At 43.4% G+C, this 25,495-nt stretch carries 12 protein-coding genes, 1 tRNA gene and 1 pseudogene; 5 read left to right on the forward strand and 9 right to left on the reverse strand.

The window, feature by feature from the left end; translation table 11 throughout:
- Positions 1-189 precede the first annotated feature (189 nt).
- From hepC to ACESTD_RS08235, 8 genes are all read right to left on the reverse strand, one after another.
- Positions 190-2,187 carry a heparin-sulfate lyase HepC gene (gene hepC / locus ACESTD_RS08200; protein ID WP_373158767.1) on the reverse strand — a complete coding sequence of 666 codons (1,998 nt, stop codon included), beginning with the start codon at positions 2,185-2,187 and terminating at the stop codon, positions 190-192.
- 16 nt (positions 2,188-2,203) lie between these two features.
- Positions 2,204-3,493, reverse strand: coding sequence for a DUF4995 domain-containing protein (locus ACESTD_RS08205; RefSeq protein WP_061412161.1), 1,290 nt, complete (start codon positions 3,491-3,493; stop codon positions 2,204-2,206).
- A gap of 123 nt (positions 3,494-3,616) precedes the next feature.
- On the reverse strand, positions 3,617-5,383 hold the full coding sequence (locus ACESTD_RS08210; RefSeq protein WP_022402187.1) for a RagB/SusD family nutrient uptake outer membrane protein: 1,767 nt from the start codon (positions 5,381-5,383) through the stop codon (positions 3,617-3,619).
- Positions 5,384-5,408: 25 nt separating this feature from the next.
- The gene (locus ACESTD_RS08215; protein ID WP_061412115.1) at positions 5,409-8,615 is read right to left on the reverse strand and encodes a TonB-dependent receptor; all 3,207 of its coding nucleotides are present in this window, start codon (positions 8,613-8,615) and stop codon (positions 5,409-5,411) included.
- 255 nt (positions 8,616-8,870) lie between these two features.
- Entirely contained in the window at positions 8,871-9,314 is a 444-nt protein-coding gene (locus ACESTD_RS08220) for a cupin domain-containing protein (protein ID WP_016272381.1), read from the reverse strand.
- Between the two features lie 29 nt (positions 9,315-9,343).
- Positions 9,344-10,465, reverse strand: coding sequence for an aldose epimerase family protein (locus ACESTD_RS08225; protein WP_373158766.1), 1,122 nt, complete (start codon positions 10,463-10,465; stop codon positions 9,344-9,346).
- Between the two features lie 16 nt (positions 10,466-10,481).
- Complete coding sequence (locus ACESTD_RS08230) at positions 10,482-14,519, reverse strand: two-component regulator propeller domain-containing protein (RefSeq protein WP_373158765.1); 4,038 nt, start codon at positions 14,517-14,519, stop codon at positions 10,482-10,484.
- A gap of 37 nt (positions 14,520-14,556) precedes the next feature.
- Complete coding sequence (locus ACESTD_RS08235) at positions 14,557-16,458, reverse strand: hypothetical protein (RefSeq protein ID WP_373158764.1); 1,902 nt, start codon at positions 16,456-16,458, stop codon at positions 14,557-14,559.
- Positions 16,459-16,708: 250 nt separating this feature from the next.
- Here ACESTD_RS08235 and ACESTD_RS08240 point away from each other — a divergent pair, with 250 nt between their 5' ends.
- The 3 genes and pseudogenes from ACESTD_RS08240 to ACESTD_RS08250 all read left to right on the forward strand — a co-directional run bounded on the left by ACESTD_RS08240 (position 16,709) and on the right by ACESTD_RS08250 (position 22,037).
- Positions 16,709-18,670 (forward strand): sulfatase, encoded by a 1,962-nt coding sequence (locus ACESTD_RS08240; RefSeq protein WP_022402192.1) that lies wholly within the window; start codon positions 16,709-16,711, stop codon positions 18,668-18,670.
- A gap of 1,081 nt (positions 18,671-19,751) precedes the next feature.
- Positions 19,752-20,795: pseudogene (locus tag ACESTD_RS08245) on the forward strand (glycoside hydrolase family 95-like protein); the annotation flags it as partial.
- A 120-nt stretch (positions 20,796-20,915) separates the two neighbouring features.
- Complete coding sequence (locus tag ACESTD_RS08250; protein WP_117589189.1) at positions 20,916-22,037, forward strand: heparin lyase I family protein; 1,122 nt, start codon at positions 20,916-20,918, stop codon at positions 22,035-22,037.
- A 135-nt stretch (positions 22,038-22,172) separates the two neighbouring features.
- Here the strand turns inward: ACESTD_RS08250 and ACESTD_RS08255 are convergent.
- Positions 22,173-22,244, reverse strand: a tRNA-Arg gene (locus ACESTD_RS08255).
- Positions 22,245-22,448: 204 nt separating this feature from the next.
- Here ACESTD_RS08255 and ACESTD_RS08260 point away from each other — a divergent pair.
- Both ACESTD_RS08260 and ACESTD_RS08265 read left to right on the forward strand, forming a co-directional pair.
- Complete coding sequence (locus ACESTD_RS08260) at positions 22,449-24,296, forward strand: 2-oxoacid:acceptor oxidoreductase subunit alpha (protein WP_373158763.1); 1,848 nt, start codon at positions 22,449-22,451, stop codon at positions 24,294-24,296.
- A gap of 99 nt (positions 24,297-24,395) precedes the next feature.
- A complete protein-coding gene (locus tag ACESTD_RS08265; protein WP_005834397.1) occupies positions 24,396-25,400 on the forward strand; it encodes a 2-oxoacid:ferredoxin oxidoreductase subunit beta in 1,005 nt (334 codons plus the stop codon).
- Positions 25,401-25,495: the final 95 nt, after the last annotated feature.

Here is a 25,495-nt window from a genome sequence, read left to right on the forward strand (position 1 = left end):
GTATATTGAATGCCATTCAGTCGTATACTGAATAGGGTTCAATCGTATACTGAATGCAATGCATCCAATAGGTACTGATAATCAAAATATTACAAAGCAGATTCATACCTTCAATATATTACAACAAACCATTAAAGTATCATTGCAGTCATTCCGCAGCGGTAATGAATTAATTCCGCCAACGGGTTATTATAGTTTATATTCCAATTGACGTTTCTTTCCGCCAACAGATATTTCTATTTTCACCCCATTTTCGTCAAATGCCTTGTTCAGGAACTTAGCTTTGAATATAGGGAAGGAAGCTGTATTTTTCGACGGATAAAGAATAGTTATGTAACGTACAGCGTCCGAATCCTTTTTATCTATATCAAAAGATACAGTTGTACGGGGTACTCGTAAACGATAGGCAGTTGAACGCCAGCCTTCTTTTTCTTTCATTGAAATTTTCTTCTCGGCAAAGCATTGCAGTTTCACGTTGCTTGGGCCGTCATAAACTGTAGTCAGCATATTATTCTTTCTGTCTATATTTACAGTACCTTCACACAAATGGTAGTTCAGATTCACTACTCCTTGGGCGTTTCCCACGGCTTCATCTACAATTACAAAATAAGATTGGTCTACAAAGAAAACAGAACGTCTGTGTTTCAAACCATCATAATGCGGATTCTCAGTCACCAGAATCTGCTCATTGCCTTCGGGCTTCCATAGTTTGGTGACAGACTGGGTTGTTTGCAGGTTTTTCCCATCCAATGTCAACGTATTGTGAGAACTTGTCCGGCGAAACCAATTACGAAGTTTCATTACTTCATCATCACCGGCATAGACGTAGGAACCGCTATCCGGGAAGAGATTCCGGCCATTGAACCAAAACTCAAAAGTTCCGTTGTCCGGCTGGCAGTGCCATTCCCCTTTGGGACCGGCCTTTACAACCATTACGGTAGCATCCTGCTTCCAGCCGTTTCTGAAAGTAAAGAAGCCGGAAGTCTGCGCACCGTGAGAAAGGTTGGGCAAGGGAGCGCCTTCACGACCTTCTGTGGCATAATAACGAATCCACTCACAATCAGGAAATAGCTTGAGCCAATCCTGATAATTACGGATTTCTGCCGGACGGTCTCCCAACTTGGCATCACTGAAACAGGGATTGCTGTAATCCGGAAAACAAATGTTGGCATAAAATTCAATCATACTCTTGACCGTATTCACGTATCCGGTGGGAAATTCTTGACGGAAGCCATTAACATCCGCCATGCGCAAAGCCTTGCAGAAAATGTTGATTGCCGCCAGATGATAATGTGGGTCCAATTCATATTGACCGCCATCCGGATAGACTTGTTTTTTAATTTCGCGGTTCAAAATGCTTATCCCACTTTTTCGCCATTCGCCTGCTTCCTTAAATTCGGGGAAAAACGCACCTGCATACACCATTCGCTGAGCTTCAAACAACAAGTGGTTACCCTGATCCGAGTAATTGCCAAGAATATGCAGTGCATGCCGGTGATAATTAATCAGAAATTCAGTCAAGAACTCCGGCGTGAAGGCCTTCGAAGAAACGAACAACAGAAATTGCAGCGTTTGATCCTGTAAACGGTTGCTCACCTCCAGAGGACGCCATGCAAAACGTACATTTTCCGCATTTCCCTTTACCTCGCCTGCGCTGACCAGTTCGTATTCTTCTTTCTCTACCTCTGTCAGAGGATTCTTTTTAATCCAATCCATATATTGGTATGCCCATTCTTTGGCATATTTCTCGTCTCCAGAGATTCGATATGCCTTACCCATTGGGGTGAACCATTTGTGGCGATGCAATTGCCAACGCAACTCATTGTCCTGTACCGGCCAATATTGCCAGTTGATATCTTTGCCGTAATTATAAGAAGGCTGATAGCCTTTATGCACAAAAAACGTATGTTCCAAGGCATCATCCGCCCATTTCTGTTCTTCCTTGGAAATCTTGATATTCTGCATATCGATATCAGGGTGTCCTATGCCGGTACGTTGGCGATAATAGTCCAATAAGGCTTTGGCTGCCTCGTCCCATTGTTGTCGGTCATATGCGGCTTTCACTTTCTCCAATCCCGGATAATCCAGATTCAGCAAGCCGAAAGCTTCCTTCCGCAACTGCTGTGCTTCCGCACATAATACAACCAACAGAAAAATAAAGCTAAGAATATACTTTGTTATCTTCATGGTATATTAATTTCGTTTATAGCGATTTATAATCAATTCCTTTTACTTGCATATATCGGACTAAAGCCTCCAGATAATAATAATCGGCATAATTGATAGGTGTATCAATTTCAGAACCATTAGGCAATGAACCTGTAGAGTGCATCAGAATAAATCCCTGGTTGGTGCCGACTTTTGCCAAGTAAGCATCGGAAGAGAGAGACTTGAGCAGTTTCTCGGCGTAATCAAAATAGACTTGTCCGTCCTCTACAAGAGTACTGAGCTCTATCAGGGCAGAAGCTGTGATAGAGGCGGCAGATGCATCACGAGGCGTCTCCGGTGTGTTCGGGGCATCGTAGTCCCACAAAGGAATCGCATCGTCAGTCTTTACACGTTCCATGATTAATGCCGCGATATTTTGGGCTTGCTGTAAGAAGGCTGCATCTTTCGACTCACGATAACAGGATGTATATCCATATACTCCCCAAGCTTGTCCGCGCGCCCATGAGGAATCATCATTTTTCCCCTGATGCGTACATTTCATTTCTACGCTGCCATCGCTATTGTAGCTTACTACATGGTAGGACGAATGATCGTTTCTAAAGTGGTTTTTCATTGTTGTCTCAGCATGTCTCAATGCGACTTCTTTATACTTGGAATCATTCGTAAGATGATTGACGTAAAACAATAAGTCCAGATTCATCATATTATCAATAATCACAGGGAAATTCCACTTCCCAAAATCCCAGGAACGGATACAGCCTATGTTCGAGTCGAAACGACCGCACAAATTATCAGCAGTCTGTACCAATATCTGACGGATAGTGTCGGCAGGAGACAGACGGTGCGCATTACCATAACTGCAATTCACCATGAATCCGATATCGTGTGTACCTTTATAATCTTTCAACGGATATAGGTAATTCGTAAATTTCACCGCATCTTTTTTCAAGTCTTCTATACCAGTCAACTGATATGCGTACCACAAGTTTCCGGGGAAAAAACCGCTTGTCCAATCATAGATGGAACTGCAATATCTACGGCTTCCCAAGGCATCTTTCACAGGTTTCATCCGCAAGGAGTCTTTAAAAGTTACAGGCTCTCTTTGTAACTGGCTACAGAGAAAATCCATATTGTATCCCGTCCAGATGGAACGGGGCAACAAGACTGAATCCCCTACATCCGCCACTGTTTCTTCCAGTTGTTGCACAGAAGTGTCTATCGCGTTTTTCAACCAGCCGTAATCTTCCTTTGGTTGACTGGGTGAACAGCCAGAGAATCCCTGCAATGTAGCAACTGCGTAACAAAATAATAAAAATTTCTTCATAAATATATGCATATTCTATAGGTTATATCTGCTCAAATTATCATCCTTACATACAAGGATGGAGAAACAGTAAGATGTTTATACTTTCTCCATCCATTGTCAGTTCATACCCAGAAAATGAAATTACTCAAATCCCGGATTGTTTTCTCCATTCAAAGCCGCGTTCGATTGGATTTCGGCCAATGGAATGGGGTAAAGTTCATGCTTGCCTGTGGTAAAATTGTGGCCTGCTACGTAATTGGACTTAGCCCATTTCACCGGATTCCAATCTTTACGTGCAGCATCCGTTATATATTCATCTGGTCCCGGAATCCATGATTCCATATAGTTCTGAGCAGCTTTTAAAGATGCTTCCAGAATACCCCAGCGCAATAGATCATATTTACGTTGACCCTCGTAGCAAAGTTCAAAAGCACGTTCCCAATACAATGCTGTACGGAATCTGCCGGCATCATCACCATCCGGAATAAATGGCAAATCATACAATTTCGGAGCCTTCAACAAGCTTGAATAATTAGCTGTACTTATAGGAGTAGCACCGGCACGTACACGGACGTCATTCAATAATTTCCATGCTTCGGTTGTGTTGCCGATTTCGTTATAAGCTTCAGCTGCCATCAGAACAGCATCGGCATAACGCAACGGAGCATAATTGACGCCTGTATTGTTGGGATCCACAAAACCCGGAGCCATCCATTCTCTGCGCCATTTGCCCGGATATCTGTTCAGATTTTTGTTGATATCGGCAGAAGTATGCGATTTTTCCTGAGTTTCTTTATTTTTATTCCACTTGATAGCATAGTCCACGAAATTCACGTCACGACGTATATCCTTTATGCTTCCATCCTCATTTGACTCATAGAAAGACTTCCAATATGGTAATACCACAAAGAAAGCATTGGCACGTCCCATATAACTGCTTGTGCCGGGATAACTTCCCGGAGCATCTACAAGTGGCCCGTTGTAAGTTGCCCACACACCGGCATTGTCCTTCAAACCTTGGTTGGGTTCGAAAGCGATCTCCCAAAGAGATTCCTGATTGTCCAATGTCAGCTGAGAATAGTTCTTAAACAGTTGCTCATAACCACCTGCATAAAAACCATGGTAGCCTTCAGCCTTCAGAGCTTCCCATTCTTTAATCACCGCTTCAAAATATCCCTTTCGGGTAGTATCATCCGGACGGGTCAATTGACGCGATGAACAGTTCAGGCTATAGCCAGCGCGTTGCAAATAGACACGCATCAGTAAAGTATGGGCAGCACCGCTACAAGGTATTTCAGAAGAAGCCACTTCACGACCAGATTTCAAATATGTTTTTGCATAATTCAAATCTTCGATGATTTGGTCATAAATCAGCTCACGGTCGGTACGAGGTTTGGATGTATTAGCAAAACCATTCGTATATTCCGTGCTGAACGGTACATCACCAAAGAATTTCACTAGGTCAAAAGCTATGTAGGCACGGAGGAATCGAGCTTGCCCGTCAATTTCCTGCAGGTTTTTGTTTTCTGCAAAACCTGACATAGCCTCGATGCTGGCAATAGCCACATTGGCACGATCGAGAGCTTGGTAAGCACATCTCCATACACTAGCAATCCAAGTATTAGAAGCATTGTACAGATAGTGGGATATGTCACGGCGAGTTCCGTCCGAACCGGTTCCACGTACCATGAACATGTCGTCCGACCCAAAGAACGGCATGATATTTTGTCCATAATAGTCTGTAGTTTCAAGACAGTCATAGATTCCGACTACAGCCATCTGGGCTTTTCCTTCTGTCACGAAATAAGTATCTTTCTCGTAGAATGAGCTGGGCTTTTCAGTCAGGTCACAAGAAGTAACCCCTACAAGCATCATTGCGCCAAGCGCATATATCATTTTGTTTTTCATCTTATTATTCCCTTTTTAATTCTAATTAAAATGCTACGTTCACACCAAATACGAAAGAGCGGCTTCTGGGGTAAGCACCGAAATCGACACCGGGAGTTAACGCGCTACTCATGGTAGATACTTCCGGATCGAAACCGGTATAAGGAGTCCATGTAAACAAATTATTGCCCGTTGCATACAGACGCAATTTGGTCAGACCAATTTTATTTATCACTTTCTTGGGGAAGGTATACCCTAAAGTGATATTACTCAATTTCAAATAAGAAGCATCTTCAATGGCCCAAGAATGAATGTAGGTGTTGTTGGATCCGTTATCACCGAAATGAGCTACTGTTTTTCCCTGGTTCACTGCTGCCAGTTCTTCCGGATTCGTAATCAGTTCACCATTGGCATTAATAGTCACCCAACGATGAGCATCATCAGCTACCGACAGAACGTTTTTATTAGTAAGGGCAGTCTTGGTATTGGTCAACTTAGTAGCATTCAGTACTTCCGCACCATAGCTGTAAGTAAAGAAGATGCTCAAGTCAAAATCCTTCCAACTGAAAGTATTGTTGATACCGCCATAGAAATCAGGCAAGGCATTACCAATAATGGTCTTATCACTTTCAGTAATTTGGTTGTCTTCACTACCGTCCACGTTCTTAAATTTCCAGTAACCTGGCTGGATATTCTTCTTGTCGCCATGATAAGGTACACCGTCCTTCAATGTATAAGTTTTGGTTGTAGCATCGTAATTGAAGTCTTCCACCTGATACAATCCGTCAGTCACATAACCGTAGAATTGTCCCAATGGTTGATTTACTCCAATCTGATGGGATGCCCCCGCACCACTATAACCAAAGTTGGCCAGATACAACTGTACATCTTCACCTGTCAGTTTCTTAACCTTGTTCTTGTTGTGGGAGAAAGTAACCGAAGTGTTCCAAGTAAAATCTTTGGATACGATGTTTGCCGTATTGATAGTCAAATCCACACCCGAATTTTGAGTTTCGCCTGCGTTGATAACCATACTAGTATAACCGGAAGAGTTAGGCAGTTTGGCATTCAGCAGCAAGTTGCTACTGCGATTGATGTAGAATTCCGGCGAGAATGTGATACGCTGGTTCAAGAAACCAAAATCTATTCCTACGTTGAATGTCTTATTTGCCTCCCATTTCAAATCGGGATTAGGCACCTGACGAGAAGCATAGCCTGCTTGTGCACCGTTGCCATTGGCAGCAGTAACAGAATTCATAAGAGCAAGACTTTGATAACTACCAATACGATTGTTACCCGCAAGTCCATAACCGATGCGGAATTTTAAGTCGGAGAAGATTCCCAGATCCTTGATAAATTCTTCTTCGCTTAAACGCCATGCAGCCGAGAAAGCCGGGAAATATCCCCACTTGTTGTTCTTACCGAACTTGGAAGAACCGTCAGCACGGACTGAAGCAGTAAAAAGATATTTATCCATCAGGTTGTAGTTTATACGTCCAAAGAAGGAAAGCAATTTATCATCGTAGTTTTCACTGGAAGTGGGAACACCTGGAACACCCAGTGAGAGGTCTCCCAAACCTATTTCATCATTCGGAAACTGACTGGCACTTGCAGAAAAGCTGCGTGACCATCTTTCCACATATTCATGTCCGGCAATGACTGTAAAGTCATGAATTTTGTTTTTCCAAGAATAGGTCAAAACATTGGAAGTCTGAAAACTGCTATTTTCCAAATTAGTAATTGAACCTTGAATACTGGAACGCTTACCTGTAATAGACTCATCACCATAGAATACATCATTACGGCGAGTCTGATAGCGCATACCTACCGTACTACGGAAAGATAGTCCTTTCAGCAGCTTAATGGTAGCGCCACCATTGGCCTGGAAAGTACGCCATTCCCTATCGTTGAGCTCTTCTGCTGCCGAAATCAGCGGATTCTGCATAACGTTGCCATTATCATCTGCCAACAGAGGATCTTCGCCGTATAATAAATCTTCATCTACCCCCATAATACCTACTGTAGGACGATACTGCAAGATGTGCTGCATCTTGTTGAAGCGGTCACCACCTTCTGATGTACCCATGCCTTCCACACGCATCTGGTCGTAACTGATACGTGAATTTACCGTTAACCATTTGTTTATCTCATGATTCATGTTGAATGAGATGTTATGCTTTTTACTACCGCTGTATACCATAGCACCTTCTTCGTTGTAGTATGAGTAAGCCAGACTGTAATTCATCTTCTCCGTCTTTCCGGATACACCTACACGATAGTTTTGAGTAATAGCATTACGACCCAAGGTTTCATCTTGCCAGTCGATACCCTTGCGACCATTATATATGGAAGCGAGATCGCTGAACTTACCGTATCTCTCTTCCCATTTGGTCATACCATCCGCACCGGAATCTCCTGTACCCATTCTCCACAATGTACGTTCGTAATCCAATCTGGCAAATTCACCGGCATTAAGTACATCCAATTTGTTTGCAATCTTTTTGACACCGACATAACTGTCAAAAGTCACTGTAGCCTTGCCACCTGATTTACTACCATTCTTCGTAGTGATTACAACTACACCATTGGCACCACGAGCACCATAGATGGCAGTGGCCGAAGCATCCTTCAACACGTCAATGGTTTCAATTTCAGCGGGGTCGAGGGTAGACATACCGTCTTCACTGGGAAAGCCGTCGATAATGTAAAGAGGTTCGTTACTTTGTGTGATAGAGATACCTCCACGCACACGTACGGAAATGGAAGCACCCGGAGTACCTTCACTCTGCTGCACCATCACACCTGCCATGCGTCCGGTCAAGGCTTGTGTAACATCACTTACTGGCACTTTAGAAAGTTCTTTGCTGCTAACGGAGGTTACCGACCCGGTCAAATCTCTACGAGGAACGGCAGCATAACCAATTACCACAACGTCTTCCAGTAATACGGCATCAGCCTGTAGAGTCACATTGATTACACTTCGGTTATTGACTTTCACTTCTTGCGGAGTCATACCTACATACGAGAAAACCAATACATCTTTGGATGCATCATTCACTTTCAGAGTATAGTTACCATTTACGTCGGTAACTGTTCCAACACCGGCAACACCTTTAATGGTTACACTACCTCCAATCACTTCATATCCTTCACTATCAATCACCTTACCAGTTACTGTCAAACTTTGTGCGTATGCAGCCAAACTGACAAAAGCGAGGATAAACATTAAAAACAATTCTTTCAATTTGTACATAATAAATAATCTAAGGTTTAACTTTAGAATTTTTCTGATGACAAACATACGACAAGCACTAAAAAAAGTGCAAAAGTATTGTTTTTGTTACTTTTACTTTTACACTTTTTCCATACCAATATTGTTCACTACACACTATTTTTGTGCAAAAACAACTTCACAGATTACCACAAAAGGAAAATCATCCGATTAAGCAATAGCTTTATCTGCTTGGATTGCACGAAAAACAAATTGTACAAAACATCTTTTCAAGGCTTATTTCAAGAAATCAGCTCGTATCGGAGCAAAACAGTCAATCAAAACTCCAGGCTCCAGACAAACGCAGCCATGCAAAATATCCGGTTCAATATAAATACCGTCTCCCGCTTCCACAATCTTCTTTTCATCACCCACTGTAAACTCAAATTTACCACTTACCACATAAGTCGTTTGCGTGTGGTAATGCGTGTGAGGAGTTCCTATAGCCCCTTTCTCAAATTTGACTTTAACCAACATTACTTGCCCATCATAGCCCATAATCTGTCTGGCCACACCTTCACCTGCCGGCTCCCACGCTTTTTCTTTCTCTATAATAAAAGTATTGCTTCTTGTTTTCTTAATAGGACTATCAGGCACTCTATTATTGGCATTCAAACCCGTTACCGCAAAAAGAACTACTCCAATCATACATACACATCTTTTCCATGTTTTCTTTTTCATAATTAGTAAACTTTAGTTGATTAAATATATTATTCTGATATTGTTTCAAATTTATAAATAGTGACCTGCCGATATATTTCTCCCGGCAACAAACTTGTAGCAGGAAATTGAGGATTATTGGGAGCATCGGGGAAATGCTGCATTTCAAGACAAAATCCATAATATCTGCCATATTTCTTTTCACCATGACCAATAAGATAATCCATATTTGAATTTGGAATATAAAATTGCATTCCCGGTTCAGTAGTGTATGCTTTCAACACTCTACCGGATATAGGTTCCACTACGATAGCTGCCAACTCTAACGAACCTGGGTATTTATCCAGTCTATAATTCACATCATATCCTTTTCCCATTTTCTGTACTCTTTTTTCCACCGATTGTGGAGAAGTATAATCATATACAGTACCCACCACAGGCATTAACTCTCCGGTAGGGATACCCATGGAATCGGTAGGAGTTATGGAATCCGCATAAATCCTATAAATATGATTCAACACGTTTCTGGTGCAACCTGTTAGATTAAAATAACTATGATTTGTAAAATTAACTACCGTAGGCTTATCCGTAGTAGCTGTATATTCCAGAACAATCTCATTATGATTAGTCAGTTTATAAGCTATTGAAAGCTCTATATTGCCGGGAAATCCACCTTCCAAGTGAGCACTTTTGTATTTGAATACCACGATAGCCGTATCTTTGACGGTATAAAATGTGTCTGTTTTAAAGACTTGACGATTGAACCCGTTTGTTCCACCATGAATGGAATGTTCTTTATTGTTTTTTTCCAGATGATAAGTTTGTCCGTTCAGGCTGAATTCTGCATTTCTAATGCGATTGGCAAACCTTCCTATGGTGGCTCCAAACTTAGGATGTCTTTCCAGATAAGATTCCAGACTGTCAAATCCTAAAACCACATGTTCAAACTGCCCTTGTCTGTCAGGAACGGAAACGTCAGTCAGCGAAGCGGCATAATTTGTCACTTTGATAGACATGCCGCTTGCATTGGTCAAGGTGAACATTTCTATCACATCACTTCCTTTCCAAATGCTACCATCCTTAAATACAGACGGCCGACATAAATCCGTTTGCCCCCACGAGACCGACAACCCCAAGATGGTAATCAACGTTCCAATAATACGCATCTTCATAACCTGATGATTTATACTATTTCTTTCCATATTCTGTAGGCAAACAACCGATATACTTCTTGAAACGTGCCGCAAAATAAGAAGGAGTGTTATATCCCACCATAAAACTGATTTCTGAAACGGTATACTTTCCTTCTTTCAATAACTGGCATGCCCGATTAAAACGTATCTTATGTATAAAATCAATAGCCGATTTTCCCGTTATTGCCTTTAATTTCAAATGAAGATTTGAACGGCTCATATTCATCTCACGCGCAAACTGTTCTGTAGAAAATTCCACATTGTCCATGTTTTTCTCAACGACAGCAATAGCCTTTCGCAACAGTTCCTCATCCATCGTATTGCTCGTAAGCTTTTCCGGTCTTATTTCCGTCATATTGGAATATCGCTCGAATATGCGATAACGTGTACGCAGCATATTCAGAATCTTGGTTCTCAACACTTCCATAGAGAAAGGCTTGGCAATGTAATCATCGGCTCCTACCTGTAAACCTTCCAACTGATACTTGATATCCACTTTGGCAGACAACATATAAACCGGAATATGACAAGTACGTAGATTCTGTTTCACTAACTTACATAACCTAACGCCATCCATTACAGGCATCATGACATCTGTTATAATCAAATCTACATCCTTGTCTTTCAGTATATCCAGCGCTTTTTGCCCATTCTCCGTTTCCAATATATCAAACAGCGCAGACAGGCCGTTCACCAAGTACTGCCTTAATTCCCTATTGTCCTCTACGACCAAAATAGTACCACGTTTACAGTTTTCCTCATCCGTACTAACTTCTTCCCCGAACTTTTCGTCATCACCGATATAAATGTCGTTTGCATTGGTGGAATATACACGTTGTTCTCCTTCATCCCCACTTCTTCCTAACAACTCTTCTTGTGTATATACGGATTCATCTTGCGGCAGATAAATCGTAAAGGTAGAACCTTTACCGACTTCACTCTGTAGAACAATCCGCCCATGATGTAATTCCACCAGACGTTGAACCAATGAGAGTCCGATACCACTCCCTTCACGTCCATTTTCTATCTGATAGAAACGTTCAAAAATCTTTTCCTGCTTCTCCAATGGGATGCCAATGCCAGTATCTATTACTTGCAAGACAAGATTGTCATCTTCTATGTAAAGTTTCACAATGATACTTTCGCCGACTTCGGTATATTTAAAGGCATTCGAAAGCAGATTATTTGCAATTAAATCCAGATAGTTCTCATCGAAAATAACATTTTTATCTTGCAACTCTGTATAGAAGTTATAGTCTATATCCTTCCTTTTAGACAAACTTTCATAATTCATAAAACAGTTCAATATCCGCTTATAAGCATTGGAATACACAGCCCTGAGTTCAAATATCCCTAACTCAGCACGCCGGAAATCCATTAACTGATTAACCAAATGCAAGAGGCGGTTGGTATTCCGCTGCACATAAAGCAACTGCTCATGCTCCCAATGCCCGCTGATACGATCAAGTAATTCCTGCAAAGGCGCAACAATCAAAGTCAACGGAGTCCGTAACTCGTGCGAGATATTAACATAAAAACGGATTTTCATCTGGCTTATCTCTTCCCGCTTTTCTTTATCAAGCCGTTCCATTCGTATTTCAGCCTGCATACTCTTGCGTAGCCAGAAGAAGCGTACGATACCGAACACCAACAAAGCAAACGACAAAGCAAACAAGGAAAGCGCCCACCAAGTAGAATACCAAACCGGCAATATATGTATATGAAGTATGGCGGGTTCCTCATTCCATTTACCATCATTGTTCGCTGCTTTTATACAAAAAGTGTAATCCCCTGCTGGCAAATTGGAGTAAGAAACAAGGCTGATATCATTCTGCTTATACCATACATTATCATATCCCTCCAGTTTGTAGGTAAATGTATTATGTTTACCCGCTATATAATTGGAAACGACAAAAGAAATGGCGAATGAATTCTGAGATGAAGATAAAGTTATACGATTCACGTATGTAATACTTTCCTTTAAAATTCCGGTTTCATCATCCGGTAATACCTCCTTATTATGAACAAATAATTTATTGATCACAGGTTTGGGAGCATAAGGATTATCAATCAACGTTTCAGGACGGAATGAAGTAATGCCGTTGACTCCACCAAACAACATGTAGCCATTGTCTTTTCGACAATAAGCCCCAGCATTAAACTGGTTGCCTTGTAATCCGTCCATAATCGTGAAATTACGAAACTTCCCACTCTCCGAATTCAGACAACTCAACCCTTGGTTCGTGCTTATCCATAAACGCCCGTAAGCATCTTCCAGAATTCCATAAATAACATTACTCGGCAGACCGTTTTCTGTAGTATATTGCAGAAACTGCTTATCACTTTCTTTCAAAGCAAACAATCCGTTACGTGTTCCAATCCACAGATATCCGGAAGATGTTTCGTAAAAACAATTCACAAACGCTTGCTTCAACACAGAAGCTATCTGAAAATCCGTATTAGGGAGCAAAGAGGTACCTACCTGGTTAAAAACAGAAATTCCCATTTCTCCCCCAGCCCATATACGTTTCTTTGAGTCACAAAACAACAAGCGATTGTATTGCTGCAATTTATGCCCGTCCCCATCTACATCAACAATCGTAAAATTGCGTTTATCTATATCAAAATGCAATAAATATTCCAGCGATGCCACCCAAAGCCCCCCATACCCGTCTGAAATAATAGAATAGATATTATTGCTCGGCAAATTGCTATTGTGACGATTATAATATTCTATGTAACCGGATTTACGATGTAAAACCATCATTCCTCCGGCATGTGCCCCCACATATATTCTATCTTGTACCTCATCTACATACACCGTCTTGATATCCTTGAAAGGTACATCTAGATTGCCCGAATTGAATAGATAATTCTTATATAGCTGAGAGGCATTATCATAGTAATTCAAACCGCCATCGCTCGTGCCAATCCACAAATTATGCTTGTTATCCTCAACAATGCAACTGACCACATTATTACTGAGTGAGTTCAAGAACGGGACATGTTTGATACGCTGGAAACGGTTACACAAAGGATGATAATAATTCAGCCCTCCCCAGTAAGTACCCAGCCACATGCCACCCTGCGAATCTCTGAAAATACTCCGGACTGAATTCTGCGATAAACTTCCTTCCTGAATCTCAGAGCTTTTAATGGACGAGAAACTGTCTGATCCCTCCTTGTAGATATTCAATCCACCATAGGTTCCCACCCATAGGCGATTCTCTGTATCCAGTGCTAAAGAACGCACATAGTTTGAGTTCAATCCTGATTTCCCATCTTCATAACGGTAATTCTTCAGCTCCTTTGTCTTCATGTCGTACAGATAAAGTCCATCTCCCTCCGTAGCCAGCCATATTCTATTAAACATCTGGCACAGAATGGCATGAACCCGGATGCCAGTAGGCACATCCACTAGTTTCTCCAAAATACCGTTTGACAAAGTATAAATATATACACCTTCCTCAGTACCTATATAGATACAATCACCCTGGCGTACCAAAGCTGCCGGCTGCAATCCATGCAAAGAAGAGGATAATGTATCCGAAAGGAAACACTCTTTCTTTACATCAAAAAGCAGAATGCCTTCGGCAGTACCCAACATCAACCAATCTTTTTTTATCGGGATAATACTGGTCACAGCTACGTTCAAACCATTTCTCTTATAATAATAATTGGAAAATTCATCCTTATAATGATTGTAAAGAGACAACCCCTCACGAGTTCCTATCCAAATCCGGTCTGAATCATCCATTGTGATGCAACGGGATATATCGCTGGCAATACTTTTGGGATTGGTATATTGATGACGATATACAATAAAGTTGTAACCATCATATTTATTCACACCATCATACGTCGCAAACCATAAATTCCCTCCTTTATCCTGATTAATCGCAAAAATCGTACTATGCGACAATCCTTCCTCCAAACCAATATGGGAAAAGTGAATATCTTCAGTGACATCGGCATTCAACATGTAGGGGAATAATACTTCTAAAAGCACTAACAAATATTGCTGTATTTTCATGTTTGTAATCTATTATGAGGCAAATAAATAAAACACATTAGCAAAAGTAAATATTAATCTGTATTTTCTTGCCAATACTTTCCGGTATTATTCGCAAAGGTACAAAAGAGAATCCTGGAACCGGATTAAAGATTCGTCCATCACTATCTGTCGGTGCTACATCTATATATCCTGCTTCGCAAGTGATGTACAATATCCCCTTATTTTTTTTTATGGAAGCTTCTCGCGTACTTATCCTCACCTCTTCTTTGGGCGACGCGATAACTGGCAACACAAGGTAAGCCGAGTCATTGCAACGTTCCACGCTTATGCTCACTCCTTGTTCTGAAAATGCATAGTTCACCTCTACCGGTACTTCTCCCTGCTTTGGAGACTGTTGATTGATATCAACCAAATGAGAATTTACATTAAATCGACAGAACCCGTCTTCTATAAAACAAGTAATGTCCGTATTCAAATCGTCCAGATTACTATATGCAACTTCATCCTGAATCGATTCAACCCGGGGGGTACCTCCCATCAGATATTTACGGACATTGTCCTGCATATTGGGAGCTTCAATCAATTTATACCGGTTCATAGTCGCAGCAAATATAGGTCCTGCCTGAGCATGCCACAACAACGAAAGAGCACCTCCCATTGGATGAGTCCCTTTCACTTTATATTCGGCGTCATATCCGGTAAATGTGGCACGCCAATCTCCTTGGGATAAAAGCCACGTACGAATATCCTTAAAGAACTTCACTCCGTAAACGGAGTCACGGGGAAGCTTTTCCAAAGAAGTCATTTTCACAGAAGGCAGTTCTAAAAAAGAAGCCAACGCCTTGGCATGCCCAAATGTATGATGAATACAAGGAGAAACACCGGATGCAAAATAATGCATTCCTCCATAAAGAAGTCCACCATGGGTAGCCTTACTCAATAAACGGATATTGCAGCGAATGGCTTCCAAATATTCCGGATGACGGGCAGCAGCCATCAAATAATAACCTCCCATAAAGCCATCACTGGTACGCCCGCCCCAATAAGTCCATTTAAAGCTTCGTGTTCCCCAACTGTTGTCCCAAGCGCCATCGGGTAACATAAACTCAAGATGAGTATCCATGGAACGTTCCACAAGCGAAAATAGTTCCATGTCGTTTGCCATCACTGCATAATATGCCATATTAGGCAGTGATTCTTCTACATTATAAAGCAAATCTACCGGACGGCAACCGTTTGGAGTTTCTGAGGCGATATTAGGTCCCTCGCCATACAAGAAACAGTCATTCACGGTAAAATATTCTTTTAATCCGAGAGCTATCTCTTCGGCTTCCTTCTTAAATTCAGGCCGATTGCACATTTCACCGATAGCATATAGTGCATAGGTTGCTGAAGCAGAATAATTTACATTCATATTTCTCATGCCTTCTCGCCTTCGGCTATAAATGAAAGGATTGTTCATCATAAACTCACCAGCCTCTACCAATCGCTGTTTCCAATGATGATGGGTTGAATCATCCAATAGATGTCCGTGATAATGCAAAGCTTCATAAAGAGCAATCGCTGCAAATACCGTCGTACCGTTCCAATCCGATACATGTACATCGTTCATCCATGACCCGTCCGGACGGTGCACATTCTCCATCCACGCCATCAAGCGCTTGGCTCCAAGCAAATATTTTTGGTTTCCGGTCTTTTCTGCCAAATACATCAAAGGAAGTACGGCATCACCTATACGTCCATGCATACGGGCACATGCAGGGCATAAGACTCCTCCATCAAGTGCGGAATCGGAATAGGTGCACTGATAAGCCAGAAAAGCATCCATCCATTCCGTCAACAGCTTATCCGCTTCACTACGCAATGAATCATCAAAAGAGTTCGCATTTACATTCTGGGCTTGTCCTGCCAAAGATGATACACAAAACAGCACCATCATAAACAACATGTTTTTCATATCTCTTTCATGGTTAGATTTTAATGCTCAAAGTTAGTCCTTTGTTATCAGTATTTCACTCTCTTTTTATTCAATATCATGCCAATGGGCGTTTAAACCTCTTGTAATATTGTTGAATCAATGCTAATATTGTTGAAACCTCACTTGCCAAAACAATATTGGTACACTTTTAAACATAAGGAAGTCTCAGTTAAACACAAACGGACTACTTTAGCTGCGGGAAACAAATGTTCTTAATTCTTAATGCTTTATGAGACACCTACCTTTATTAATGTGTACTGCCTTCTGCGGATTGTATTCCACACAGACAAAGGCGGCAGACACAAAAAACGAAAAGCCCAATATTCTTTGGCTCACCTTTGAAGATACTAGTGCATACGAATTCGGTTGCTACGGCAACAGAGGAGTACATACTCCCAATGCGGACAGCCTTGCCGCCCGCGGCATACAGTTTATGAACGCATGGTCCGTAGCTCCCCAGAGCTCGGCTGCCCGTTCTTCACTGATTACCGGATGCTATTCAAGCACTTACGGCATGGACATCCATCCTGTGCCCTACGATACACCTGCTGACATCTTCTTTCCACAGAAATTACGCGAAGCCGGATATTACTGTACAAACAACAGCAAGACACACTACAACTCTACCACTGACAATAAAATATGTTGGGACGAATGTAGCAACAAAGCCTCATACAATAGTCCCAAACGAAAAAAGAACCAACCCTTTTTCGCTGTATTCAACACGGTAACCTCACACATGGGACGCATCCGAACTTTCCATACAGACGGACGCAGAGATTACACACGGGAAGGCATATACCCGGCACTGCTTTCATTGCCTGCTTATGTTCCCGACTTGCCGGAAGTACGTTCCGACTATGCCGGTCATTTAGAAGCAGTACAAGACGTGGATACCTGGCTGGGATTCTTCCTGAAAGACCTGAAAGAGAAAGGCTTGGATGAAAATACAATTATATTTTTCTTCAGTGACCACGGCGGTTGTATACCCCGTGGTAAAGGATATTTGTACGAAAGCGGTCTAAAAGTACCTCTGATTGTCTATTTCCCGCCCAAATGGCAACACCTGGCCAAGCAGGCTTCAGGCAAAGAGTACAGCTTGGTCAACTTCACGGATTTAGGGCCTACCGTACTTAGTCTTGCAGGGGTAAAACCACCCAAACAGATGCAGGGCAAAGCACTTTACGGCAAGTTTGCAAACAAAGAAAAACGCCAGATGCAATTTGCATTAGCAGCCAATCAATTGCATCATTTCATGCCGGTACGCGCCGTTACCGATGGGCGTTTCAAATATATCCGTAGTTATATCCCCTATCGTCAGTTTGCCCTGCGCAATTATTATCAATGGGGAATGCCTTCCAACAAAGCATGGGATAAACTAGTATTGGAAGGGCATAATACCAACCCTAACTGGAAACTGACTTTCGAAGCCCATCCGGCAGAAATGCTGTTTGACCTTGAAAAAGATCCGGATGAACTGCACGACTTATCCGGTACTCCCGAATATGCAGAAATCTTGTCCAAAATGCGCCAAGCACTATCTGACCATATTCGTGTCACCGGTGATTTGGGGTTCTTCCTTCCCACTTCACGCACCGGTCATATTCTTTACGACAAAGTGCGCAAGGAGAAATATCCTCTGAACGAACTTTATACTCTTGTTGAAACAGCTGGAACAGCAACCACCGCCTCTCTGTCTATGTTAGAAGAAGCAATTACCAATCCGCTATCCGAAATGAGATTCTGGGGAGTAGTAGGATATGCCAAACTTGCCAGAGAAAAGCAAATATCTTCTTGTCCGCAAGCCTTGTTGGCACTCCTCCAAGACAGTAATCCCTACATCGCTTCCGAAGCCGCCTATGCCGCAGCCTATCTGGGTAAAAGTCAAGAAAGCGTTGCCCGCCTAATTATTCCCACAGAGGAAAAATACAGAAAAATAGGGTACTCTTCACTGGAATGCTTATCTTTAGACCCTGATATGCGTGACTGTATCCGTCCTTTCCTGTCGGAGCTGAGAGAAGCCGCAGAAACCCTGCCACGCCTTGAAAACGAAGATGCCGGACTCATGGCGCGGGGAATCCTCGTGAACTTGGGTGAAATGGATATCCAAGACCTATATGGTCCTGAAGCTTATAAAAGAGGTCTGAAATTTAACTATGGTCGTAGAGCAATGATACCGTTGCCCAACTAAAAGGAATAAATTTATGCGTAGTACAATCAAAATCGTAATTTTATTGTTTTTCATATGTACTTCCATGTCCGGAGCTTCGTTTCCGGACATGGAAAAGTATATGCGCCAACATGCCTTGATATGGGAACAATTACCCATGCAATGGAATGAAGGTGCTTTTTTAGGTAATGGATTGGTCGGCATGATGGTATATGCCGATTCCACACTCAATGCATTAGTTTTCCATCTGGGACGTCCCGATGTCACAGATCATAGGAAAGCTCCCTACCGAAAAACCTCCATCGGCACGGAAGAGGCAGATAAAATGGTGGATTTTTGCAGGCTTGATGTCGGTAAAATGCTATTATTCCCTGAAGGGAAGATACTTTCAGGCACTTTTTATCTCGACATTTACAATGCCGAACTGACCGGACACCTAAAAACAGACAAAGGAGACTTGACTTTCCACGCCTATACTCCCCAACCCGAAGAAGTGAATATCGTGGAAGTTTCCTCCGGAGTCCCTTACCGCTGGAAGGGGATTCCCGGGAACCCATGCTCTCCCCGCATAAGAGTATTTCCCCATTTGAAAGAAAAATTAAAATACAAGGACAACCCCGCACCTGTCGTCGACCAAAAAGACAAAGAAGGTAGTTGGGTACAGTCCTTGTTGGCGGGAGGAGACTATGCAACCTACTGGAAAGAGGTGCCGGGCGGAAAATCACGTTCCGTATTGTACGTGTCTACAGCCAATGAAGTGCCGGCTTCATCCCTCTCTCTTGCCAAAGCCATGAAGACTGTAGAAGCAACACAGATTACAGGAACTAAATTGTTGAAACAAAAGACACGCCAGTGGTGGAATGCCTACCACGAACGTTCTTTCCTTTCCATTCCGGACAAAAAACTGGAGAACTTTTATTTCATACAGATGTACAAACTTGCCACTTGTTCTCATCCGGATGGCCCGGCAATGGACGTAATGGGCACTTTCTTCAAACTGAGCCCATGGCCCAGTTTCTGGTGGAACCTAAATATACAACTGACTTATATGCCCATAGGACCAGCCAATAGGATGGAACAAGGCAAAAACTTCCAGCGACTGATGGATGAAGTGTTTCCTTCACTTGTCCGTTCTATTGAACCATGCAAGATAGGTGACTACACCTGGGCATTGCAAAACTATTATATGTACCTGCGATATGCCGGTGCTGACTGGCAAGATATCAAACAACAAGTAGTTCCAAAAGCACTGGACGCATTTGCCGTATTCGATAAAATACTGTGTTATAAAGAAAACACATGGCATCTCACCCATATTGAGTCTCCCGAATATGAAGGGTTCCAAAAATACAATGACAGCAATTACGGATTAGCTTCACTGAGCTGGTTGCTCCAAACATTGATAGCATGTCATGACAGAACTTCAAGCACTCATCCCGACTATGCACGCTGGAAAGAAATCCTGACACGACTGGCTCCATATCCCACCAATGAAAACGGTCTGATGATTGCCGCCAACAAACCGCTGGAGAAGTCCCACCGCCATTATTCACACCTATTGGCCTTCTACCCTTTCCGACTTTTACATCCCGATGTACCAGAGAACCGTAAATTCCTGGAGAAATCCATCGAACACTGGTTGTCTTTAGAAGATGGGAAAGGATTAGCAGGATATTCCTATACCGGAGCAGCTTCTCTATATGCCTATTTGGGTAACGGTAACAAGGCTTACGAACGCTTGGCACATTTCATCAACAAACCAATCGGAATCAGCATTCTGCTACCCAATACATTCTATGTGGAAAGTCAAGGCAAGAATCCGGTAATAGAAACCCCATTAAGTGCTGCGGCCTCCCTTACTGAGCTGCTTATACAAAGCTGGGATGAGACTATACGTATCTTCCCGGCTGTGCCAGACCATTGGAAAGATTGTGCTTTCCATGCCCTCAGGGCGGAAGGAGGATTTACCGTCTCGGCTCAACGCCAAGACGGAAGAACCGAATGGGTCAGCCTGACCAGTGAAAAAGGACAACCTTGCCGTATACAGTTATCCGGATGGGATGCCGTCCATCAGCTATCTGCAGGACGTACCGTCTCCATCAAACCGCTGGGTAATGAGACCTATGAACTGGACCTGAAAACCGGAGAAAGCGTAACGCTGGCCCCTGACAAATCAACAAAATGCAAACTACGCCTTATCCGGGCAAAAAACAAATCCCAATCCAACTTCTATGGAGTGAAATCAAGAAAAGGTTTGCCCGAAATAATGGAATGGCCGGAATTAACTCCCATCAAGGAACGTGTGAATGTACAGGCCGACTCTGCTCGTATCCGACAGATTGTCGACGGCTGTTGGGTGGCCGTAGGTACCAATAAGTCCCATGCCATACAACTGGACTACTCCCGTCCCTTTCAAGGACAGCCTTCTTACCGTTTTGAGCTGAAACAAGATGACAACACTCTGGAAGGCTACTCTAAAGGAGAAACCAAAGGTCGCGCCGAACTATGCTATTGCTATGCCGTATCCGACGATTTCAAAAACTATCCGGCAGATGAATATCCCAATGCTCAAAAGATGAAGACCGTCTATCATTATGGCAAGGGAAGTTGCCCGCAAGGTTCATCCATGAGCTACACATTCTCTGTTTACATTCCACATACCCTTGACAAAAACGTATCTACCATCTTTGCCCAATGGCACGGCATGCCAAGCCGTACACTTGTGTCCGACCCTGATGGCAAAGTAATGAGACTCAGTACCAAGGAGTTTCTGGAACTGGAGAGGCGAATGATTTTCAAGAAAAATACGGCATATGATAAAATTATCAAAATCAACGCCCAAGGAGATACCCTCTACAGAGCAGGGAAACCGAACGGTTGGCTGATAGAACAAGGCGGTTATCCCCCGCTTGCCTTCGGCTTTTCACAAGGTTATTTCTACATCAAAGCCAATTCGGACCGCAAATGGCTGACGGACAAGACCGACCGCTGTAATGCCAATCCTGACAAGGCAGAAATCATGCATCCAGTCACCTCTACCTTCAAAACCTCGACAATAGCATATAAAATGCCATTCGAGAATTTCCCCAAAGATTGCTGGATAACTTTTCAGGTAAATATAGACTGGACCGAATATGGAAAAGAAAAAGAAACCATTCTTAAACCCGGACTTCTTGACGTAACCATGTCCTACCGTCAATCAGAAAAGGAAGTGAAAGAACATATCGTAAACAATGAGGAGATACTGATTGGCCGCAATGACGAAGAAGGATATTACTTCAAATTCGGCATATACCGTGTCGGCAACAGTACCATTCCGGTTTGCTATAACCTAGCCGGTTATAAAGAGCAGTTCCGAAAAGTAACGACAAGAATCACGCAATTTTAAATCCCATATTTTTCAACTCAACACAGAACGATTGATTTCTTGTTTTTTCGTAGAAAAACAAAAAAGGAAGAAATAATAGCCGAATTCAACAAGCAACAAAAAGCCCGCCACCTTAATGGAGACGGGCTTGAAAAGTAGCTCCGAGGGGAATCGAACCCCTATCTAAAATTTAGGAAATTCTTGTTCTATCCGTTGAACTACAGAGCCTCAACTGATAATCAGCGGAATATGTAGAATATTTATAGAACTTCTACACTATTTTTACACGACGCAAGCTGATTACGGATGCAAAGATAATGTATTCTGCCGATTTTCCGAAAAAAGTTTTGTTAATCCGATTAACTTTCCGAAATTTGCTGCCTATGTAAACGGAATAGTAATCCTCAAATAATCTATAGTAATTCGTAAGTTATGGCAAACGACATGATGGTCAAAGAACTGGAGCAAGTGGTAGTCCGCTTCTCCGGAGACTCCGGCGATGGTATGCAGCTCGCCGGCAACATCTTTTCAACAGTTTCGGCTACCGTGGGCAATGATATCAGTACATTCCCCGACTATCCGGCAGATATCCGCGCCCCGCAAGGCTCACTCACCGGTGTTTCCGGTTTTCAGGTACATATCGGTGCAGAGAAAGTCTATACCCCAGGTGACAAATGCGACGTATTGGTAGCGATGAACGCCGCCGCACTGAAAACCCAATATAAGTTTGCTAAATCCACTGCTTGTATCATCATCGATACAGATGCTTTCCAGAAGTCAGACTTGGAAAAGGCCGCTTTCAAGACCGATAATCCGATAGAGGAAATGGGTATTAAGCAGGATGTCATCGCCGCCCCCATCTCGAAGATGGTGAAAGACTGCCTTGCCGACACCGGAATGGACAACAAGTCCATGCTGAAATGCCGCAATATGTTTGCAGTAGGCCTGGTATGCTGGCTGTTCAACCGCGATCTGAAAATAGCCGAAGATTTCATCCGCGAGAAATTCGCCAAAAAGCCCGAAATTGCCGGAGCAAATATCAAGGTCATCCATGCAGGATATGACTACGGACACAACACCCATGCTTCCGTAGCCCATACATATAAGATTGAAAGTAAGACTACCGTTCCCGGCAGATACATGGATATCACGGGGAACAAAGCAACTGCTTACGGTTTCATCGCCGCAGCTGAAAAGGCTGGCTTGAAGCTGTTCCTCGGCTCCTATCCCATTACTCCGGCAACCGATGTACTGCACGAACTCTCCAAGCACAAGTCTCTGGGCGTGATGACCGTGCAATGCGAAGACGAGATTTCCGGTTGCGCCACTTCTATCGGCGCCGCTTTTGCAGGTGCGCTGGCTGTGAGCTCCACTTCCGGTCCCGGTGTCTGCCTGAAATCGGAAGCTATGAACCTGGCAGTCATTACAGAACTTCCGCTGGTTGTGCTCGACGTGCAACGTGGCGGTCCTTCTACCGGTCTGCCCACCAAGTCAGAGCAGACAGACTTGTTGCAGGCATTGTTCGGCCGCAACGGTGAAAGCCCAATGCCCGTCATCGCCGCCTCTTCACCCACAAGCTGTTTCGACGCAGCCTACATGGCAAGCAAAATTGCACTGGAGCACATGACCCCGGTCGTATTGCTGACCGACGGCTTTGTTGCCAATGGCTCCGGCGCCTGGAAGCTGCCCAAACTGGCAGACTATCCCGCCATCACCCCTCCCTACGTGACTTCCGAAATGAAGGACAACTATACTCCGTACAAACGCAATCCCGAAACAGGTGTCCGCTATTGGGCCATCCCCGGACAAGAAGGCTATATGCACATCCTCGGCGGTCTGGAGAAAGACAGCAATACCGGTGCCATCTCCACCGATCCCGAAAACCATGACTTGATGTGCCACCTGCGTGCCGAGAAGGTTGCCAAAATCCCCGTACCTAATGTAGAAGTGCAAGGCTGTGCAGACGATGCCGATTTGCTGATTGTCGGTTTCGGCGGTACATACGGCCACTTGTATTCGGCCATGGAAGAGATGAACAAGGCAGGCAAGAAGGTTGCCCTCGCCCACTTCACTTATCTGAATCCGCTCCCCAAGAACACGGAAACCGTTCTGAAGAAGTACAAGAAGGTGGTAGTTGCCGAACAGAATCTCGGACAATTTGCAGGTTATCTACGTATGAAGATAGACAACTTCACCCCGTACCAGTTCAACGAAGTCAAAGGACAACCGTTCGTCGTTGCCGAGCTGGTCGCAGCGTTCAATAAATTAATTGATAATTGACAGTTGACAATTGATAATAACCATGCGTAATATGCGGATTATCAATCATCAGCCACCAATTATCAACTATCAATTATCAACCATCAATTAAAAAAGATTATGTGCGAATATACAGCAAAAGACTATAAAAAAGGACAACCCCGTTGGTGTCCGGGTTGTGGTGACCACTTCTTTCTGGCTTCACTGCACAAAGCAATGGCAGAAATCGGCAAAGCTCCTTGGGAGAATGCCGTCATCTCAGGTATCGGCTGCTCCAGCCGTCTGCCCTACTACATGAATACGTATGCAATGCAGACCATCCACGGACGTGCTGCTGCCATCTCTACGGGTGCCAAGGTTGCCAATCCCAACCTGACGGTATGGCAAATCTCCGGCGACGGTGACGGTCTGGCCATCGGCGGTAACCACTTCATCCACGCCGTACGCCGTAACATCGACCTGAACATGATTCTGCTGAACAACCGCATCTACGGTCTGACCAAAGGTCAATATTCTCCGACCTCTCCACGTGGTTTCGTCAGCAAGTCGTCTCCCTATGGTACGGTAGAAGATCCATTCCACCCGGCAGAGCTTTGCTTCGGTGCCCGCGGCCGTTTCTTTGCCCGCGCGGTAGCTACCGATGCTCCGGGGACAGTGGAAATATTGAAGGCAGCCATGGCTCACAAAGGGGCTTCCGTTTGCGAGATTCTGCAAAACTGCGTTATCTTCAATAACGGTACGCATGACTCCGTAGCCAAAAAGGAAGACCGCGCCAAGAATGCCATCTACTTGAAACACGGCGAACCGATGCTCTTCGGCGAGAACAACGAATACGGACTGATGCAGGAAGGCTTTGGTCTAAAAGTCGTGAAACTCGGTGAGAACGGCATTACAGAGAAGGATATCCTCATCCACGATGCCCACTGCATGGACAACACCCTGCAACTGAAGCTTGCCCTGATGGAAGGTCCCGACTTCCCGATTGCACTCGGTGTTATCCGCGATGTGGAAGCTCCTACTTACGACGATGCTGTTCATGAACAAATCGAAGAGGTGTCTGCCAAGAAGAAGTATCACAACTTCGAGGAGTTATTGATGACGAATGATACGTGGGAAGTAAAATAAACCACTAAGATTTATTAATATCATGTTTGCACGAAACAAATAAGGTGCAAACATGATATTAATTTCCTAAAAGTAAGAGTACCTCCCTATCCTTT

This window comes from Bacteroides sp. AR20, from assembly GCF_964250605.1.
Lineage (GTDB): Bacteria > Bacteroidota > Bacteroidia > Bacteroidales > Bacteroidaceae > Bacteroides > Bacteroides uniformis.

Excerpts from the sequence above, each read along its gene's own strand:
- hepC (WP_373158767.1), bottom strand. The coding sequence starts at position 2,187 with ATGAAGATAACAAAGTATATTCTTAGCTTTATTTTTCTGTTGGTTGTA.
- ACESTD_RS08205 (WP_061412161.1), bottom strand. The coding sequence starts at position 3,493 with ATGAAGAAATTTTTATTATTTTGTTACGCAGTTGCTACATTGCAGGGA.
- ACESTD_RS08210 (WP_022402187.1), bottom strand. The coding sequence starts at position 5,383 with ATGAAAAACAAAATGATATATGCGCTTGGCGCAATGATGCTTGTAGGG.
- ACESTD_RS08215 (WP_061412115.1), bottom strand. The coding sequence starts at position 8,615 with ATGTACAAATTGAAAGAATTGTTTTTAATGTTTATCCTCGCTTTTGTC.
- ACESTD_RS08220 (WP_016272381.1), bottom strand. The coding sequence starts at position 9,314 with ATGAAAAAGAAAACATGGAAAAGATGTGTATGTATGATTGGAGTAGTT.
- ACESTD_RS08225 (WP_373158766.1), bottom strand. The coding sequence starts at position 10,465 with ATGAAGATGCGTATTATTGGAACGTTGATTACCATCTTGGGGTTGTCG.
- ACESTD_RS08230 (WP_373158765.1), bottom strand. The coding sequence starts at position 14,519 with ATGAAAATACAGCAATATTTGTTAGTGCTTTTAGAAGTATTATTCCCC.
- ACESTD_RS08235 (WP_373158764.1), bottom strand. The coding sequence starts at position 16,458 with ATGAAAAACATGTTGTTTATGATGGTGCTGTTTTGTGTATCATCTTTG.
- ACESTD_RS08240 (WP_022402192.1), top strand. The coding sequence starts at position 16,709 with ATGAGACACCTACCTTTATTAATGTGTACTGCCTTCTGCGGATTGTAT.
- ACESTD_RS08250 (WP_117589189.1), top strand. The coding sequence starts at position 20,916 with ATGGAATGGCCGGAATTAACTCCCATCAAGGAACGTGTGAATGTACAG.
- ACESTD_RS08260 (WP_373158763.1), top strand. The coding sequence starts at position 22,449 with ATGGCAAACGACATGATGGTCAAAGAACTGGAGCAAGTGGTAGTCCGC.
- ACESTD_RS08265 (WP_005834397.1), top strand. The coding sequence starts at position 24,396 with ATGTGCGAATATACAGCAAAAGACTATAAAAAAGGACAACCCCGTTGG.